Here is a 15485-nt window from a genome sequence, read left to right as displayed (position 1 = left end):
TAAATCCCTCCACTTTTTTACATGATTGTTGATACTGGTTTCATTGCTTCAAACGGGTTCTTACAACTTTTGCAGTACAAAATACTTCTGCAGGCAGTGGGCCCAAAGATATTTTCCATAGTTACATAAGTAGACCCACAATAAGGGCAATCCACATGCCATGAACCATCTACTTCAAAGTGCTGCGGAGGTGGCGCAATGCCAAACGCGCGGAGCCCTTTGTGTCCTTCTTCTGTAATACGTTCAGATGTCCAAGGTGGATGGAATACAAATTCGACCTCTACCTCACCCACCGATGGTAGTCTTTTCACTGCATTCACTGTATTTTTCTTAATAATTTCCAATGCAGGGCATCCCAGAAAAGTGGGAAGGAGCACTATGTTCACGTTGTTTCCTTCCACATTCACTTTCTCTACCATGCCTAAATCAATGATGCTGACTGTATCGATTTCTGGATCTTTCACGCCCATTAACGCATCGTATACTTCTTGTCGAATTTCTTCTTCAAGTGATACCACCTGTGATCACCTCTTTTGATGTTCATTTACCAAGCTGCTGCAGGATCTAATCTGTACACTTCTGACAGAGTCGTTAATGCAGATGCCAATTCTTCCGTATGATCGCCATTGCGGCCATTCTTTGCCGAAGCTTCTGGAATGTCTGGCACTTTCATCGCAACACATTCAAATGGTAGCGCCATGTTCGATTTCCATCCCTCTTTTAATTGATCTTCGCCGGCAATTAGACCGCTCTGTTCAATCGCTGTTTTTTCATCTCCGTACGAGAAAACATCGCCAAAGTCCTTCATCACAAGCTCTATTGCTTCATTCATTCGGCGTTTTGCTTCATCTGTTGAATTGAGAAGCTGAATAAACCATGTTTTCCAGTGCAGAAGATGATAGTACAACTCCATGTTTACTTTTACAGCCGTTTCAGCAAGCGGCTTATAGTTGCTTTGCCGTAATGAATCCATCTTGACTTTTTTCGCTTGGGTGTAGAAGAAATTTCTAACAACGGCATAAGCCCAATCATATTTCGGTGTTTCCATGTAATAGCCTTCACCGTTCACTCGTTCAGCGAGCACACTATTTCTTCTATCCTGAGCTTCCCGCAGGTGTGCAAGGTCATCTGCTTTTCCAGCACCAAGATCCTCAAGCAGTGTATAGAACATAGCCGCATGCCCCATTGTGTCTTGACTGATGGAGGAAGACGCCACATCCTCTTCTATATGTGGGGCAAGGCCGAGCCATTCAGAGCCGCGGAAAGAGATGAGAAAATCATCGTCCGCTAATTGAAACAATAGATTTTCTAATGCTTTTTTATATTCAGGGCTTAAAACGTTTTCTCCGCTGCTCATTTGCTGTTCCCTCCCCACGATAGGATTTCTTTTTCATCTAGCATTTGCTGCTCGTAATGGCGCCACTTCTTTTTCAAATAGCCATAGCCTTTAGTTGTGCGGTATTGCTTATTATCCAAACGGCCCAGTGTCAGTTTCTCATCAGCATTCATAGAACGGATATGTTCTCTATCTATAATCCAAATATCTGCAACAGGCTCACGGCGCATAAAGTTTTCTTGTGCCATGATAAACGCCATATCTTTGTTTGGCGCAAGCAGGCTAAATTGGTGTTGAAAAGCAGAACTCGGCGTTCGTTTGCTAAACACTTCAAATTCTCGGTAAAATGTTTTTTCTGCCATTTATATGACCTCCCATCGGTACAATTAATTGGTTGTAGCTGCTAATGCATCACGAACCCATGCGTTATTTTCATATGAGGTTCTACGAAGATTGAGGCGAGCTTGTGAACGTGGTCCTTGGTTTTTAATAATTTTCTTAAACTCAGACCAATCCGGCTGCTGGTAGATCCACATTTGTTTTTCTTCATCGTAATGCATGGTTGGATCCGGCAGTTTAAGCCCGAGCGAAAGAATCCGTGGAATATATTTTGTAAAGAAGTCTTGCCTTAGCTGTTCATTTGTTTTTGTACGGATTTTATATTTAATCGTAATGTCCTGTTTAGAGGAGCCAGTTGTTTCCTTACTTGCCGGGCCAAAGAACATCAACAAAGATTCCCACCAATGATTTATTGCATTTTGTACCATTATTCTCTGTTCTTCTGTTCCTTCTGCAAGCGCCATAATGATTGCTTCCCCGTGCTGTGCATGGAAGACTTCTTCTGCACAGATGCGCTGAAGTGCTCTTGCATACGGGCCATAAGAGGAGCCAAGCATGTTTGTTTGAGTAATAATGGCCGCGCCATCGACGAGCCAGCCAATCAACCCTGCATCTCCCCAAGATTTTGTGTCCATATGGAAGACGTTATGGAACTTTAAATCCCCATTAAATAAATCCTGCATGATGTCGCTGCGGGTTTTACCATATGGCTTCAATAAATCTTCTGCTACGCGAAGCAGTAATTGCCCATGCCCCATTTCATCTTGCACTTTCGCCATGATGGCAAGCTTTCTATGAAGCGTCGGGGCTTTTGGTACCCACTCTTTTTCCGGAAGCGCTCCCATAATTTCGCTGATACCATGCATGGAAATTAACTTAATGAGCGCGATTCGATATTCTTCAGGCATCCAGTCATCGGCCTCAATTTTATCTCCCGCTTCAATCCGCTCGATAAATTGTTCAAGCATTTCTTCTTCGCTTTTCATTGCCAGATTAGACACTTGCTCTCCTCCTAAAAAATTAATTTATTTGTAGTTTTCTATAACAGATTTACACGCCGTTACGATTATATGTTATGTGTCAAAGAAATATTTCCACCATTATCAGGTTTTGTTGCGCTTCCCCACTTTTAATAAAAGGACTATTTAGGATTTCACAGCGAAAAATGGCTCACTTTCCACTTTTATTGAATCTGTCGGACAACCTTCTACCGCATCCTCTAAGTCTTCAAGAAGATATTCAGGAACTTCAACGCGTCCTTCGTTATCATCTAAAATGACATGAGAGATGCCTTCTTCGTCATAATCGAAAATATCTGGTGCACTGGCTTCGCAAGCACCGCATGCAATACAAGTTTCTTTGTCCACCATGGTGTACTTCGGCATGATAAAAGTTCCTCCTTTGGTCTTTGTAAGGGGTAGTTTACACAGATTTTGCTATGTTTTTTTCGCTTTCTCCCATCACAGAGGTGCTGTGCAATGGCTGCACTTTTGCTTTTGGGTCAATATAGACTTTGGCATTGCTAACTGCAGTTGGCGCTTCGCCGAAACCACTGGCAATAAGCTTTACCTTTCCTTCGTATGTGCAAATATCTCCAGCAGCGTAAATCCCTTCAATATTCGTTTCCATCCTTGAGTTAACAACAATGCTATTCTTCTCAATCTCGAGACCCCAATTCTTCATAGGTCCAAGCGATGACACAAAGCCGTATGTGACGACAACATCATCCACCTCAATCGTCTCTTTTCGGTCGCCTTTTACCTGCTCCAGCACAACCTTTTCAATCCGATCTTTACCGATTAATTCTGTTGGAACAAACGGCGTCATGATCGTAACTGAAGAATTCTTCATATTTTCCACGCTATGCTCATGGGCTCGGAACTTATCTCGTCGGTGGGCAATGGTAACCTGTTCAGCTATTGGTTCAAGCATTAATGCCCAATCTACCGCTGAATCTCCTCCTCCAAACACTTGCACTTTTTTACCGGCAAATTTGTTAAGGTCTTGGATGAAATAATGGAGGTTTTGACCTTCATACTTCTCTGCTTCTTTCAACTCCAGCTTCCGAGGCTGAAAAGCCCCATTTCCTGCTGTAATAACAATGGCCCTGGTATAATGAATGCCATTGTTTGTTGTTAACTCAAAAATGCCATCTTCTCGTTTTTCAAGAATTTCAACTGATTCCCCTAAGCAAATAGTCGGTTGAAATTGGTCCATCTGTTCTTTCAAATTATCAACCAGCTCCTGCGCCTTGATTTTTGGGAAACCCGCCACATCATAGATATATTTTTCTGGGTAAAGTGCCGATAGCTGACCGCCAAGCTGCGGCAGGCTCTCAATCACTTTGCAGGACATTTTCCGCAAACCTGCATAAAAAGCAGTAAACATGCCAACTGGCCCACCACCAATTATCGTAATATCAAAAATATTCTGATTTTCATTCATTCAATTCCGTCCTTCCATGTTTCTATTACACTACTACTGCCTTAGAATCTCTTAAATCAACAATTCGGGCAGCTTTGCCTTCTGACCTTGGTATTGCTTTAGGAATATTAAAGACAGTGTTTATGGTCACTAAGCATGTAGATTTCATTACACGCTGGATTTCTTTCTTTATTTTCGAAACACGTTCATGTGACAAGTCTTGGCCTATTTCCTCATATAGCTTGCTTTCTATCTCGACATGTAACACTGCTTCGTCCATTGCTCCATTGCGGATAAGGTGGATTTGGAAATGCGGCACAAGTCCATCGATTTGAAGTAGCACCCGCTCTATTTCAGATGGGAAGACATTTACACCTCGGATAATAATCATGTCATCCGTACGTCCCTTTACTCTAGACATTCTGACTGTTGTCCGTCCACAGCTACATTTTTCTCTTGATAAAGAGGCAAGGTCGCCTGTACGATAACGTAAAACTGGAAACGCTTCCTTTGTTAAGCTTGTAAAAACAAGCTCGCCAATTTCTCCATCTGAGACTGGTTCCAACGTCATCGGATCAATTACTTCTACAAAGAAATGATCTTCTTGTACATGTAGGCCATCTTGCGCTTCTGCACACTCAATTGAGACACCTGGCCCCATAATTTCGCTCAATCCATAAATATCAACTGCTTTCAAATTAAACATCTCTTCAAGCTTAGTCCGCATCTCTTCAGACCAGGGCTCAGCACCAAAAATGCCATATTCGACCGATGTTTCTCTCGGATCTTTTCCCATCTCCAGCATCTTCTCACCTATGTTTAAAATGTAAGATGGGGTTCCACAAATTCCACGCGGTTTGAAATCTTCAATAACCGTGATTTGCCGTTCTGTATTACCTCCTGATATGGGAATGACTGCCGCTCCAAGTATTTCAGCACCGTAGTGTAAGCCAAGCCCACCTGTAAACAATCCATAGCCGTATGCATTGTGGAATATATCCGTTTTCTTCCCTCCCGCAGCCACTATGGACCGGGCGACAATTTCGCTCCAAACTTTTAAATCATTCTCTGTATAACCAACAACAGTCGGCTTCCCACTTGTTCCTGATGAAGCATGGATTCTCACAAGCCTCTCTTGTGGAACAGCAAATAAACCATATGGATAATGATCCCGCAAATCTTGTTTTTTTGTAAATGGGAGCCTTAGTATGTCATCCAAGCATTTAATATCATCTGGTGTAATCCCTATTTCACTAAATTTATCTCTATAGAATTCTACATTTTCATAGACTAACCTTACTGTGTTTTGAAGGCGCTCAACCTGTAAGCTCTCCATTTCAGAACGCGCCATTGTTTCAATTTGCGGATTGTACATGTGGTGTAACCCCCTAATTGTAGAATATGGAACATTAAAATCTGAAACTATATAACACTTTTTAAACGATTAATTATTTAGTTGTAATACAATTAAATTCTAATTTTCATTTTACCAGTTGTCAACAGTAAATTCTGAAAATTCTTTTATATTCGAGCATTACCTTCTATATCTTAAAAGCATTTGAGATTTAGATAACAAAAGTAGCATGTTTCTCAAGAAGCAAGAATCGGGTAATTAAAGGAGGGATAAGGAGCGTGAGCGAAGATGGGGTACGTATTTATTATGTTATATTTCGTGATTATTGGATTCGTAATTGAGATTTCTGTCATGTTATTTCACTTTACCGGCCTCAAAACAAAAATATCGAGGTTTCAGGTCATCTCAATGCTAACAGCCACTGGCTTCACGACAGATGAATCCAAGATTATCATTGATCATCCGATACGAAGAAAAATTGCATCATTTCTTATATTATTCGGTGCCTTTTCACTTGCGGTCATCATTTCCTCCATCAGTAATATTCTATCGGACGATTTAAGATTAAAAGAGCTATCCATCATTTGCGGTGTACTCTTTGCAATTCTGGCGATTTTAAAATTGCCTTTGACTCGAAAAAAATTAACACGATCTTTTAAACGAGAGTTAGAGAATGAATTTCAAATATATGAGCGTCCTGTAAAAGATGTTTTATATCTAGACAGTGAGGATTTTGTAACAGAAATGAATATTACTGAACACTCTAAATTAGTGGGCAAAAGGATATCTGACGTATTAGATGATGAAGAAGACATACGTATATTATTCATTAAAAGAGGAGAAGTCTGGATAAGAAAGGATTTATTCTCCTGTACCTTAAATCAAGGTGACCAAGTACTGCTCTATGGAAATAAAAAAGAGATTGAAGAAAAATTTGCTCGGGAACTAAATCAAAAGATGATCTAACGTATTCAAATAAAATAAAAATCGTAACGAATCTTTTGGTTCAATTATTCGTAGATGAATCATAGACAAAATGAAAAGGAGGAATTGAATTGGAAGGTAAAGGCTGTATTAAGTGTGGTTGTACGGATGCTGTTACGAAGGAAGTTGCTATGACGGGCACAGGTTTGTCCAAGATGTTTGATATTCAGCACAATCAATTTATTGTGGTGTATTGCAAAAATTGTGGGTATGCAGAGTTTTATAACAAAAAGTCATCTGCTTCCTCTAATATTTTAGATTTATTCTTTGGTTAGATGATATGTAGTTCGCTAATTGCATAAGATGAAACATAAAAAAGAGAAGTGAGAAGCCACTTCTCTTTTTTATTATCTAGTTATCTCCTCTTAAATATATTTCATATCCCATAGAATGATATATTTCGATATGCGAAATGATAGTACTGAAAATTCATTAAATTTTAATAAATTTAATAATTCTGTTTTATTCTACTTTATCCTTTGATATAGTATTAATAGTTACTCTTCTCAAGTAGCTAAATTTTTCATTAGATAAGGGGGATTTTTATGAAGAAAAGGTTTTTATCGCTTGTGCTATTATCAGCTTTAATGCTAGTACTTGCTGCATGTAACTTCGGCGGAACGAAAGAAAAAGATACCTCTTCCGGCGGCCAATCTTCTGGCACTACCAAAAACGAAGATAAAACGTTAAATCTTTCAATTACTTCTGAACCACCAAGCTTGAATCCACAGTTGGCAACGGACAGTACTTCTGGTGCTATCATTCGTGCAGCGTTTGAGGGTCTTACTCGTGTAGATAAAGACGGTAATGTTCAAAACGCAATGGCGGAGGATGTAAAAGTAAGCGATGATAAATTAACGTACACATTCAAGTTGCGTGATGCAAAATGGTCAAATGGCGATCCTGTAGTAGCTGGCGACTTCGCTTACGCTTGGAAATGGGCGCTAGATCCAAAGAACGCTTCTGAATATGCATCTATTCTTTACCCTATCAAAGGTGCAGAAAAGTTTAACGGTGGAAAAGGTTCTGCTGATGATTTAGGCATCAAAGTAGTTGATGAGAAAACATTAGAAGTAACACTTGAAAACCCAACACCTTACTTCTTAGAATTAACAGCATTCTATACTTATATGCCTGTTAACGAAAAAGTAGTTAAAGATAATAAAAAATGGTTCGCTGAAGCTGGCGATACTTATGTAACAAACGGACCTTTCACATTAAGCGACTGGAAACACAATGACTCAATCACTCTTAAAAAGTATGCTGATTACTGGGATAAAGACAACGTAGCTTTATCTACTGTTAACGTTAAAATGGTTGAATCTGAAACAACTGCTAACCGTATGTTCAAAAGCGGAGATCTAGATTACTTAGGCTCTCCATACCAAACTGTTCCACTTGATGCAATGGATGGTTATAAAAAAGACAAAACTTTAAAATCTATGCCATATGCTGCTATCTATGAGTACAAATTCAATACAAAAGGTAAATTCACTAAAAATGCAAACATCCGTAAAGCATTATCTTACGCAATCGACCGTCAAGGCTTAGCTGATAATGTATTAAAAGGCGGACAAAAACCAGCATTGAGCAATGTACCAGTTGCAATCGAAGGATTTGAAGATGAAAACAACAAATTCAAAGACAACGATATCGAAGCAGCGAAAAAAGCACTTGAAGAAGGTATGAAAGAATTAGGTATCAAAAAAGCTAGCGATATCAAAATTGGCATTTCTATCAACACAAGTGAAGCACACGCTGCTATCGCACAATATATTCAAGAAGGCTGGCACAAAAACCTAGGTATCGAAGTGAAAATGGATAACTCAGAATGGCAAGTATTCCTTGATAAAGTAACTGCCCTAGATTATGATGTAGCGCGTATGGGCTGGATCGCTGACTTTAACGATGCTTACACATTCCTAGAACGTTATGATACTGCTAAAAATGGTAACAATGATACTGCTTGGGAAGATCCAAAGTACAAATCTTTACTAGTTTCTTCAACAAAAGAAACAGATGAAAACAAACGTCTTGAATTATTAAAACAAGCGAACACATTACTAGCTGAACAAATGCCAATCGCACCAATCTACTTCTATGTAAACAACTATGTAGAAAAAGATTATGTGAAAAACATGGCACCAAACAAGCTAGGTGAAATTGACCTTAAAGCTGTAGATATCCAAAAATAATTTTAAAAACTGCTTCCAACGTTTATTCGTTGAAAGCAGTTTTTTTATGTTTCCTATGGTTACTTACACTTAAATATATTCTGTAACTCAGAACATGTTCATAAAGTGTTTTGAGATTTATAAATTCGGCTTGCCTCATACAAAGTCTAGAGCACTTTTCCAACCATATGCATTTTTTCGCGTGTATATTTTACCCTATCCCGTAAAGTTGTTGTATTTGTCCATGCCTCATTCAAATCTTTTCATATGATATTAATAACCAAGGACTTAACATTCTTGGCCTTAATTAACGTGAAAGGAGGGAAATAAGATGAATGACGCTTGCCCAACATGTGGTAGCCATAAATCATACCATGCCATCACTCATCATTGTGATGGCATGTCGTCTCATGACCATAAGTGCAACTGCAACCATTCTTACTCCTGTTGCGACTGCTACCATTCCCATCATTACCACTGCAGAAGATCTATTTGTGATGAGGATTTCAGCATTCGGCTAGGTGGCTTGCAAAATGGACTAAACTTTCGGTTGAGGCAATTAATAGGTTGTAAAGTTGAATTCTTAATGGATAACGGCAACACCTTATATGGTGAAATCCGCCATGTAGGATCTAACTTTGTAGAGATTATGGAAGAAGACTACAAACCACCAAAAATAGTTAAAGATAAAGTCATCGAAGAAGTATCTTCTAATGAAGAAATAATCGAGAAGCCTCCTTCTGATATTAAAAAGAAGAAGAATAAAAGAAAAAAGAAAAATAATAGAAAAAAGAAGCATATGACCATTTTTTCTATAGATAAAATTATGGATATAAAATATCGTTGTAGCTGCCATTAACCGCTTTAACTTCTCTTTGATGACTCTTATTGAAGAGAGTACTAAAGTAACTTTTAACCTATACTTGCACACCAAAATAATTCAACATTTCTTAGTTTTATATTTGCTTAATAATCATCTATTGAGGCATTAGTTTCAGAGATGAAGGATAATCAGGCAGTCAAAAACAACGTCCATTGGCCGCACTAAAATATTTGCATTAAGGAAGAATTTAAAAAACTCAGCCGCTAAGGAGTCCTCCTTTTGCGACTGAGTTTTTTTCAAGAAATCGACTCTTTCTTTCTTTTTATTAAGGTGAGTTTTGCTAGAGGAATTATTCTGAGCTCTTTTTCTATTCTTAGCACAATAGAATCTTTGTTAACATCTGTTACAAACCCTTTTAATTCTATACCATCGAAGGTAAGTTCAATTCTTTTTGCTTCCAAAGATAATAAATATATGGGTAATCGCATACCGAAAAACAGGTGAAGCAGCTCTGGCGAGGAAGAGACGACTTCTCCAAAATGATAAGCCACTTCTCTCCTAAAACAAGGGTCCACGTCTCTTAATGACGCTTCGTGTATAGGTACAGCATATCTGCCACATGGTTTCACTTCATCAATCACGCTGTACGGAATAATCACCTCTTGCTTTTCATTTAGAAGTACGACAAAATCAAAGCCGGCAATTTGGACATGCCCTTCTACTTTATTATCTGTATTTAGAGTAACTTCCACATACAGTCCTTCCAAACCCCTAAACGCATTGCGGTAAATTTCTTGGGGGGATCTTTCATTAAGGGCCAAATCAAGAAGCAGTTCATTTGCTGCAGCAATTTCATCCTCTACATCTTTTAATTTTTCAATAGGAAGGCAGCTCGTTGGCGAAGGATAGGTTGGCGAGAGCATGTTGGGCGGGCAGCATGGATTCTGAGAGCAAAAGTCTTCTATTGGAGACAGTTCGACAAGCGGTAGTTCATATTTACTTCCCATCTGTGTCACCTCCTTTCTTTAACAGCAAAGGATTCTTTATTCATTAATTGGCGGCAAGTATTTTTGTATTTCTTTGTGCACACGTATGATCCCCCACATGCCTTGTTCTAAATCCCATCTTATATTGCCAGCTCGATACATAAAGTCGCCGGAATAACCCCCAATAGCACCTGCTCCTCCTAAGAGCTGCAAATTTCTAAGCCCGCCTGCCACATTATGACCTACAAATGATTCAACACGAGAATCCATATCTTTTACATCAAAGAGCCATCTGTGGCCATGGAGGTGGAATGTGTGAGACCTTCTTCTTTCTGCCGGCGTAATAAGGCGGATTGTAACTGGATCGCCTGTATATGCTTCCAATACAGGTGTCGCTGGATCGCCAAATACGATAGATGAAAATAATTTATGAAGAACAGGGTTCTTGTTATAACGGTTAATCAAGCGTTCACTACGATAATTAAAGCCTCGTGAGCCTTGATTATAAGTGTCTACTAAATCCTCTTTATCCAAATCTGGAGGAGGCAATAAAATTCCATCAATAGGATCGATAATTAGCTCATCATTTTGATCAAGAAGCCTAACACCATCATGAATGAGTAAAACATACTCCCTTACATCCGGAAGAAGAGGGTTCCTTAATATCACATTCGCGCCTGAACGGACCGGCTTTAATGTATAAGGATCCACATATTCTGTCCCTCTCGGCTCGGCAATAAAGGCTCCAAAGGCCCCTTGCGATTTATGATTGCGAATATCTGCCATATCCCATAATCCACAGGCACCTAATTGAGAATCTACATACCAGCGATATGTTCTTTTTTCTCCCGGTCCTACTGTTTGATCTCCATTAAATCCAACCGTTTCGCCAGCGGAAGTTTGAACATCATAATCTACTAGTTGTGGGTGCAGTGAAATCCTTAATGATGGTGGATAAAATGCCTGCTCTTTCACCTCTGGATATGGATAGATACCATCCTTGAATGGGAATAGATCAAATTTCAGCTTACTCGTCAATGTTACATCCACTGTATCCCCCACATTGGCTCGGATTACAAGTGGCTCTGGCTTCTTTTTACCTTGCAAAATATCTTCCATATCTTCTTGAAGTGCAAAAATAATGCCGTACGGGTCATGGTCGCCAAAATCGTTATAGGTTATTGGGACTTGAAAAGCGACAATATCGAAAGTCCGTATAGGACCTTTCGCTGGGCGGAGTGTTGCTTTCTTTGCAGGCGGTGGTTTCTTTCCAGTACACTCCGGCAAAGGCCTTGATTGCTTCATAGGCATCGGTCGATCTGACAAAGGAATCAAATCGGGCACTTTTTCTTTATATGCTCGGATTAACCCCCAAAGGCCATTCCATAGATCCTCTTCAGTTTCAAAAGCCCACAGATAATCTCCTGGTCTTGGAATAAATGTTTCAAAGGTGAAAGACTCAGAAATCCCGATGTGTTGTTGACAGTCTAACCGTGAAGAGAGATTTCCACGTTCGTTTAGCCATCTTAAACCATGGACATTAAAACTATGCGACTCTTCTTGTGCGCCTTGCAAAAGCCTTATCCTTATGGGATCGCCTGCATATGCACGCAGTATTGGCGTGACTGGATCACCGTGCGTAAATGAACTAAAACTATAAGCGGGATCACACTCTTTCCCTAATCGGAATCGCAACGGTTCGTTTTTATAATTTACACCGAATAATCCAGGGTCATCTTGAGAGCCCGGGAAGTTTGGAGGATTGAGTGGCTTGCCATCTTTGTCAAACAGTAAAGTAAAGTCTTGTGCAAAAAGTGCAAAGTCTCGGTAATTTGGTATGAGCGGATGATTGACAGTTACCTGCGTACCACGGTCAACCGCTTCTCCTGTGGCTGGATTAAGAAATTCAGAAAATCTTGGATGTACTACACCTGAACCAAAGACGCCATGTTGCTGATGGCTCAATGGGAAGAGATGGTCATGGAAGAACCATGCCTTCAATTCAACGTCCGCATAGTAAGAATAGCGGATTGTTTCACCCGGCAATACAGAAGAATCATAATTCCACCCCACATTCGCACCATCACATACCAGTACATCAAACTTTACAAAGTGAATATGAAAACCGGTCTCATATGTTCTGGTAACTAATTGGAAAGCATCACCATCAAGAATATGAGGCAACCTGTTAGTAAAATTAATCTTAATGCAGGTGTGAGCAGAAGCATGAATAACAAGTGGCTCTGGCTCTTTCTTTCCAGAACAGACATCTTCCACATCTTCATCTAACACATAAATACGCCCTTTTGGATCATGCCAGCCTTCTCTATTGTAAATAATCGGCAGTTCAATTATAGAAACATTGAATTCTTTGACGGGTGTTTCTTCAGGGCACGGGTCTGTAAATACGGCACCTGGGCGCGGTTTTTCAATCGCTGCATGACGTTCCAGCTCTGTCATGTCCCTTCCGCCAACAATACCTAAAGGTGGTCTTGGCGCTTTATTCCCTACTTTGCCAGGAATAAAATTCGGGAAGCCAGGTCTTTGCTTCGTTGGCTTGGGTGGCGGCGCCCGATCAGGCAAGGGCTGCAATGCTTTGATTGGTACACCATTCGGATAGCATTGACTCCCGTCTTGCAGGGTATCAAAGATTCGATTCATCCCCCACATCCCCGCTGCGAAATGCGGATATAAATGACAGTGGATGATGATATCTCCAAATGAGCCTTGAAGGCTTCCTAATCCATATAGTGGATCTATTGTATAGTGGGATTGTGGGCTGATGGCTTGGGCATCAACAATGGTTGATGCTAAGTCTTGCGGATCTTCAAACCATTGATGGACGTGGTAATGAAAGACGTGTGTTTCCTTTTGACCACCGTGGAATAGGCGTATTCTGGCGGGATCTCCTACGTACCCCCGTAATATAGGAGCAGATGGATCGCCAAATACCCATGAATCATGATGCACCTCTTCTCCGACACAGTTAGGGCACACCACGCCTTCAGAAATTAACTGAGCACGTCTATTTTCCGGCTCATATCTGTAATTGGCGCCATGAAATGATTCTTCCTCTTGATTGGTGATATGGTTGATAGGACGGTTTCCTGTGACATCATTGATCTCCATCTCATCATGGAACATCCACACATACTCTCTGTGAGAAGGCAGCAATGGATGATGAACATCGGCATACATTCCGCTGTTCATTGGCTTGCCCGATACTGGATCTGTCCACCAGGAAAATCGATTTTCAACACATAGTCCTCCAAAAAGTCCATTCGAATTGGATCCATTTTCGCTGCTTGAGGGGTTACCTAGATCTGCAAAGAAATAGTTTCCTTCTTCCAATGCATGTATCCGGTATATTATCGAATCACCCGGGGCTACTGTACTATCCTTGTTATAGCCGACACTTGCTCCATCTGCATTACAAACATCGTACTCTGCTTCATAAAAATGCATGCCTGTATGGAATGGCAGTTTATTTTCAAATTGAATCTCTACAATATCGCCGGCGTTCGCCCGAATAACCAATGGCTCTACTAAATCCACCGGTGTAAAAGGATTTTTCTTGACCAAGTCTTTTACTTTTTGCTCATTCTCTTTTAACACATACATCATGCCATTCGGATTATGGTCGCCAAATGTGTTGACCACAATCCGAATTGGAATAGCGATGACATGATATTTTCTCTTCATTTAACCTCCTCCGTCTCTTTAACCTTTCAACTCAGGGATACTTGGGCCAATATTGGTTTCAATGTAAAAAACACTGATGGAATCAATGTGTACGCTCCATTCTTTCCCCTCTAGCTCAGCAACGCTTGTTGTTTCAACATCTAGCACAACAATATCTTCAATGACTTCTTTTATCTTTCCAATAAACATAAAGGGGAATGCTTGCGTTAAGATAAATACCCTTCGATTCACGTTCTTTTTAAAATGTTTTGTCACTGCTTCATGTCTTCGCTCATTGATCATTTTCAATCGTTCTTTTTGCATTTGTTCATCCTCCTGCACTAGGTTAGTGGAAAGGCCATATCACTTGGAATTTCTGTTGAAAAAGCAACAATTTGTTCAAGTGGAATACTTAAAGGAAGTGGAAATTCATAGAAAGGGGCGTTCACCATTTTAATAATGACGGGTGACAAGGTAAGATGTCCCAATTGGATATCAGAAACTTTTCCTGCAAATATGGGCCTAAATACTTGACCCAGAAGGTTTAGCTGCACTGCTCTTGTTATAACCAGCACATCCTCCCCTTTCAACTTTTGCATATAATCTACTAGCATTTCATCAGCTTGCTTCACGCTATCTCCTCCTCGTGATTAGAAAATCGCTTTTATCATTTCCCTCCAAAAGGTAAAAAGCCTTACGGTCGCAACAGAATGTATATCATTAAGAGGAATTACACTCTCCGCCTTCAAAAGTTTAAGATATAAATGGCTTTTATCAGTTCGATTAATCTTTCCATAATACATTTTGTCATCTGTTCGAACTTCTACAGAGCACCCTTTCCAGGTATCCAGATTTGTTCTGAGTGACTCCTCAAAAAATTGTTGAACCAGCGCATCTCGTTTTGTGACTGTTTCACCAAACTTCAGAATAAGTTTTTCTCTTAATCCGTTATCATAAATATAGTTTTGATGTGCATTCGAATAAGTAGGATGACCAAAAGGAATCGTTGCAGACACAATTGAACTATAAGGAAGCCAAATACGTTTTTTCAAATTTGTAATCATTACAAAATCTCTGCCTATGGTTGCGACTTTGCCCTCCACCACTGGCTCTTCCTCTGATATAGTAATAACTACTTCTTGATTTCGCTTCATTTTGAAAAACTTCTTTAACGTTAAAGTCTTACGGATAGGTTCATGGATATTAGTAATTTGAAACATATTTTGCTGACTGATATATTCTGCTAGAATTCTAGTCTCTTCTGCTGATACCGGACTTGTCGGTGAGGAAAATGACGGAGCACTACCTGTTCCTTTTTGATTTACCAGGGGGCTATTAACCTTTTCGTTCATTTTTTTCACCCCTTATTGTTGAAGTATACAGA

The 15485-nt window shown here is 39.9% G+C and carries 17 protein-coding genes; 5 read left to right on the top strand and 12 right to left on the bottom strand.

The features are described 5' to 3' along the window. Window positions 1-17: 17 nt before the first annotated feature. The 7 genes from paaD to M2M59_RS03210 all read right to left on the bottom strand — a co-directional run bounded on the left by paaD (window position 18) and on the right by M2M59_RS03210 (window position 5474). The gene (gene paaD / locus M2M59_RS03240) at window positions 18-518 is read right to left on the bottom strand and encodes a 1,2-phenylacetyl-CoA epoxidase subunit PaaD (RefSeq protein WP_256467907.1); all 501 of its coding nucleotides are present in this window, start codon (window positions 516-518) and stop codon (window positions 18-20) included. Between the two features lie 26 nt (window positions 519-544). Beyond that, on the bottom strand, window positions 545-1357 hold the full coding sequence (paaC, locus tag M2M59_RS03235; protein WP_147194703.1) for a 1,2-phenylacetyl-CoA epoxidase subunit PaaC: 813 nt from the start codon (window positions 1355-1357) through the stop codon (window positions 545-547). Beyond that, window positions 1354-1698, bottom strand: a complete 345-nt coding sequence (paaB, locus tag M2M59_RS03230; RefSeq protein WP_147194705.1) for a 1,2-phenylacetyl-CoA epoxidase subunit PaaB — start codon at window positions 1696-1698, stop codon at window positions 1354-1356. The genes paaC and paaB overlap by 4 nt, the downstream gene beginning before the upstream one ends. A 24-nt stretch (window positions 1699-1722) precedes the next feature. Next, window positions 1723-2661, bottom strand: coding sequence for a 1,2-phenylacetyl-CoA epoxidase subunit PaaA (paaA, locus tag M2M59_RS03225; RefSeq protein ID WP_249775972.1), 939 nt, complete (start codon window positions 2659-2661; stop codon window positions 1723-1725). A 159-nt stretch (window positions 2662-2820) separates the two neighbouring features. Further along, on the bottom strand, window positions 2821-3060 hold the full coding sequence (locus M2M59_RS03220) for a ferredoxin (RefSeq protein ID WP_147194708.1): 240 nt from the start codon (window positions 3058-3060) through the stop codon (window positions 2821-2823). 37 nt (window positions 3061-3097) lie between these two features. Then, window positions 3098-4120 (bottom strand): NAD(P)/FAD-dependent oxidoreductase, encoded by a 1023-nt coding sequence (locus tag M2M59_RS03215; protein WP_249775506.1) that lies wholly within the window; start codon window positions 4118-4120, stop codon window positions 3098-3100. A 25-nt stretch (window positions 4121-4145) separates the two neighbouring features. After that, window positions 4146-5474 carry a phenylacetate--CoA ligase family protein gene (locus M2M59_RS03210; RefSeq protein WP_249775505.1) on the bottom strand — a complete coding sequence of 443 codons (1329 nt, stop codon included), beginning with the start codon at window positions 5472-5474 and terminating at the stop codon, window positions 4146-4148. Between the two features lie 267 nt (window positions 5475-5741). On the opposite strand from M2M59_RS03210, the gene M2M59_RS03205 reads away from it, so the two are divergent. The 5 genes from M2M59_RS03205 (at window position 5742) to M2M59_RS03185 (ending at window position 9470) form a co-directional block, all read left to right on the top strand. Then, window positions 5742-6419: a TrkA C-terminal domain-containing protein gene (locus M2M59_RS03205; RefSeq protein WP_249775504.1), complete on the top strand. Its 678-nt coding sequence runs from the start codon at window positions 5742-5744 to the stop codon at window positions 6417-6419. A gap of 89 nt (window positions 6420-6508) precedes the next feature. Beyond that, window positions 6509-6712: a zinc ribbon domain-containing protein gene (locus M2M59_RS03200; protein ID WP_066784624.1), complete on the top strand. Its 204-nt coding sequence runs from the start codon at window positions 6509-6511 to the stop codon at window positions 6710-6712. A 270-nt stretch (window positions 6713-6982) separates the two neighbouring features. After that, entirely contained in the window at window positions 6983-8632 is a 1650-nt protein-coding gene (locus M2M59_RS03195; RefSeq protein WP_249775503.1) for a peptide ABC transporter substrate-binding protein, read from the top strand. A gap of 314 nt (window positions 8633-8946) precedes the next feature. After that, the gene (locus M2M59_RS03190) at window positions 8947-9132 is read left to right on the top strand and encodes a hypothetical protein (RefSeq protein WP_249775502.1); all 186 of its coding nucleotides are present in this window, start codon (window positions 8947-8949) and stop codon (window positions 9130-9132) included. A gap of 65 nt (window positions 9133-9197) precedes the next feature. Next, the gene (locus tag M2M59_RS03185; protein WP_249775501.1) at window positions 9198-9470 is read left to right on the top strand and encodes a hypothetical protein; all 273 of its coding nucleotides are present in this window, start codon (window positions 9198-9200) and stop codon (window positions 9468-9470) included. A 260-nt stretch (window positions 9471-9730) separates the two neighbouring features. Here M2M59_RS03185 and M2M59_RS03180 read toward each other — a convergent pair whose 3' ends face one another. The 5 genes from M2M59_RS03180 to M2M59_RS03160 are packed head-to-tail and all read right to left on the bottom strand — an operon-like array spanning window position 9731 to window position 15453. Continuing rightward, window positions 9731-10441 (bottom strand): hypothetical protein, encoded by a 711-nt coding sequence (locus tag M2M59_RS03180; RefSeq protein ID WP_249775500.1) that lies wholly within the window; start codon window positions 10439-10441, stop codon window positions 9731-9733. 36 nt (window positions 10442-10477) lie between these two features. Next, entirely contained in the window at window positions 10478-14122 is a 3645-nt protein-coding gene (locus tag M2M59_RS03175) for a cupredoxin domain-containing protein (protein WP_249775499.1), read from the bottom strand. 18 nt (window positions 14123-14140) lie between these two features. Beyond that, complete coding sequence (locus M2M59_RS03170; protein WP_147194735.1) at window positions 14141-14425, bottom strand: hypothetical protein; 285 nt, start codon at window positions 14423-14425, stop codon at window positions 14141-14143. Between the two features lie 17 nt (window positions 14426-14442). Then, window positions 14443-14733 carry a hypothetical protein gene (locus M2M59_RS03165; protein WP_249775498.1) on the bottom strand — a complete coding sequence of 97 codons (291 nt, stop codon included), beginning with the start codon at window positions 14731-14733 and terminating at the stop codon, window positions 14443-14445. Window positions 14734-14751: 18 nt separating this feature from the next. Continuing rightward, complete coding sequence (locus M2M59_RS03160) at window positions 14752-15453, bottom strand: hypothetical protein (protein WP_249775497.1); 702 nt, start codon at window positions 15451-15453, stop codon at window positions 14752-14754. Window positions 15454-15485 lie beyond the last annotated feature (32 nt).

Origin of the sequence: Rummeliibacillus sp. G93 (assembly GCF_023515935.1) — a bacterium.
In the GTDB taxonomy this organism is placed as follows: domain Bacteria; phylum Bacillota; class Bacilli; order Bacillales_A; family Planococcaceae; genus Rummeliibacillus; species Rummeliibacillus stabekisii.
This window is presented reverse-complemented; position numbering and strand designations above follow the sequence as displayed.

Excerpts from the sequence above, each read along its gene's own strand:
- M2M59_RS03160 (WP_249775497.1), bottom strand. The coding sequence starts at position 15,453 with ATGAACGAAAAGGTTAATAGCCCCCTGGTAAATCAAAAAGGAACAGGT.
- M2M59_RS03220 (WP_147194708.1), bottom strand. The coding sequence starts at position 3,060 with ATGCCGAAGTACACCATGGTGGACAAAGAAACTTGTATTGCATGCGGT.
- paaC (WP_147194703.1), bottom strand. The coding sequence starts at position 1,357 with ATGAGCAGCGGAGAAAACGTTTTAAGCCCTGAATATAAAAAAGCATTA.
- M2M59_RS03190 (WP_249775502.1), top strand. The coding sequence starts at position 8,947 with ATGACGCTTGCCCAACATGTGGTAGCCATAAATCATACCATGCCATCA.
- M2M59_RS03170 (WP_147194735.1), bottom strand. The coding sequence starts at position 14,425 with ATGCAAAAAGAACGATTGAAAATGATCAATGAGCGAAGACATGAAGCA.
- paaA (WP_249775972.1), bottom strand. The coding sequence starts at position 2,661 with ATGAAAAGCGAAGAAGAAATGCTTGAACAATTTATCGAGCGGATTGAA.
- M2M59_RS03175 (WP_249775499.1), bottom strand. The coding sequence starts at position 14,122 with ATGAAGAGAAAATATCATGTCATCGCTATTCCAATTCGGATTGTGGTC.
- M2M59_RS03205 (WP_249775504.1), top strand. The coding sequence starts at position 5,742 with ATGGGGTACGTATTTATTATGTTATATTTCGTGATTATTGGATTCGTA.
- M2M59_RS03215 (WP_249775506.1), bottom strand. The coding sequence starts at position 4,120 with ATGAATGAAAATCAGAATATTTTTGATATTACGATAATTGGTGGTGGG.
- paaB (WP_147194705.1), bottom strand. The coding sequence starts at position 1,698 with ATGGCAGAAAAAACATTTTACCGAGAATTTGAAGTGTTTAGCAAACGA.
- M2M59_RS03185 (WP_249775501.1), top strand. The coding sequence starts at position 9,198 with ATGGATAACGGCAACACCTTATATGGTGAAATCCGCCATGTAGGATCT.
- M2M59_RS03195 (WP_249775503.1), top strand. The coding sequence starts at position 6,983 with ATGAAGAAAAGGTTTTTATCGCTTGTGCTATTATCAGCTTTAATGCTA.
- M2M59_RS03180 (WP_249775500.1), bottom strand. The coding sequence starts at position 10,441 with ATGGGAAGTAAATATGAACTACCGCTTGTCGAACTGTCTCCAATAGAA.
- M2M59_RS03210 (WP_249775505.1), bottom strand. The coding sequence starts at position 5,474 with ATGTACAATCCGCAAATTGAAACAATGGCGCGTTCTGAAATGGAGAGC.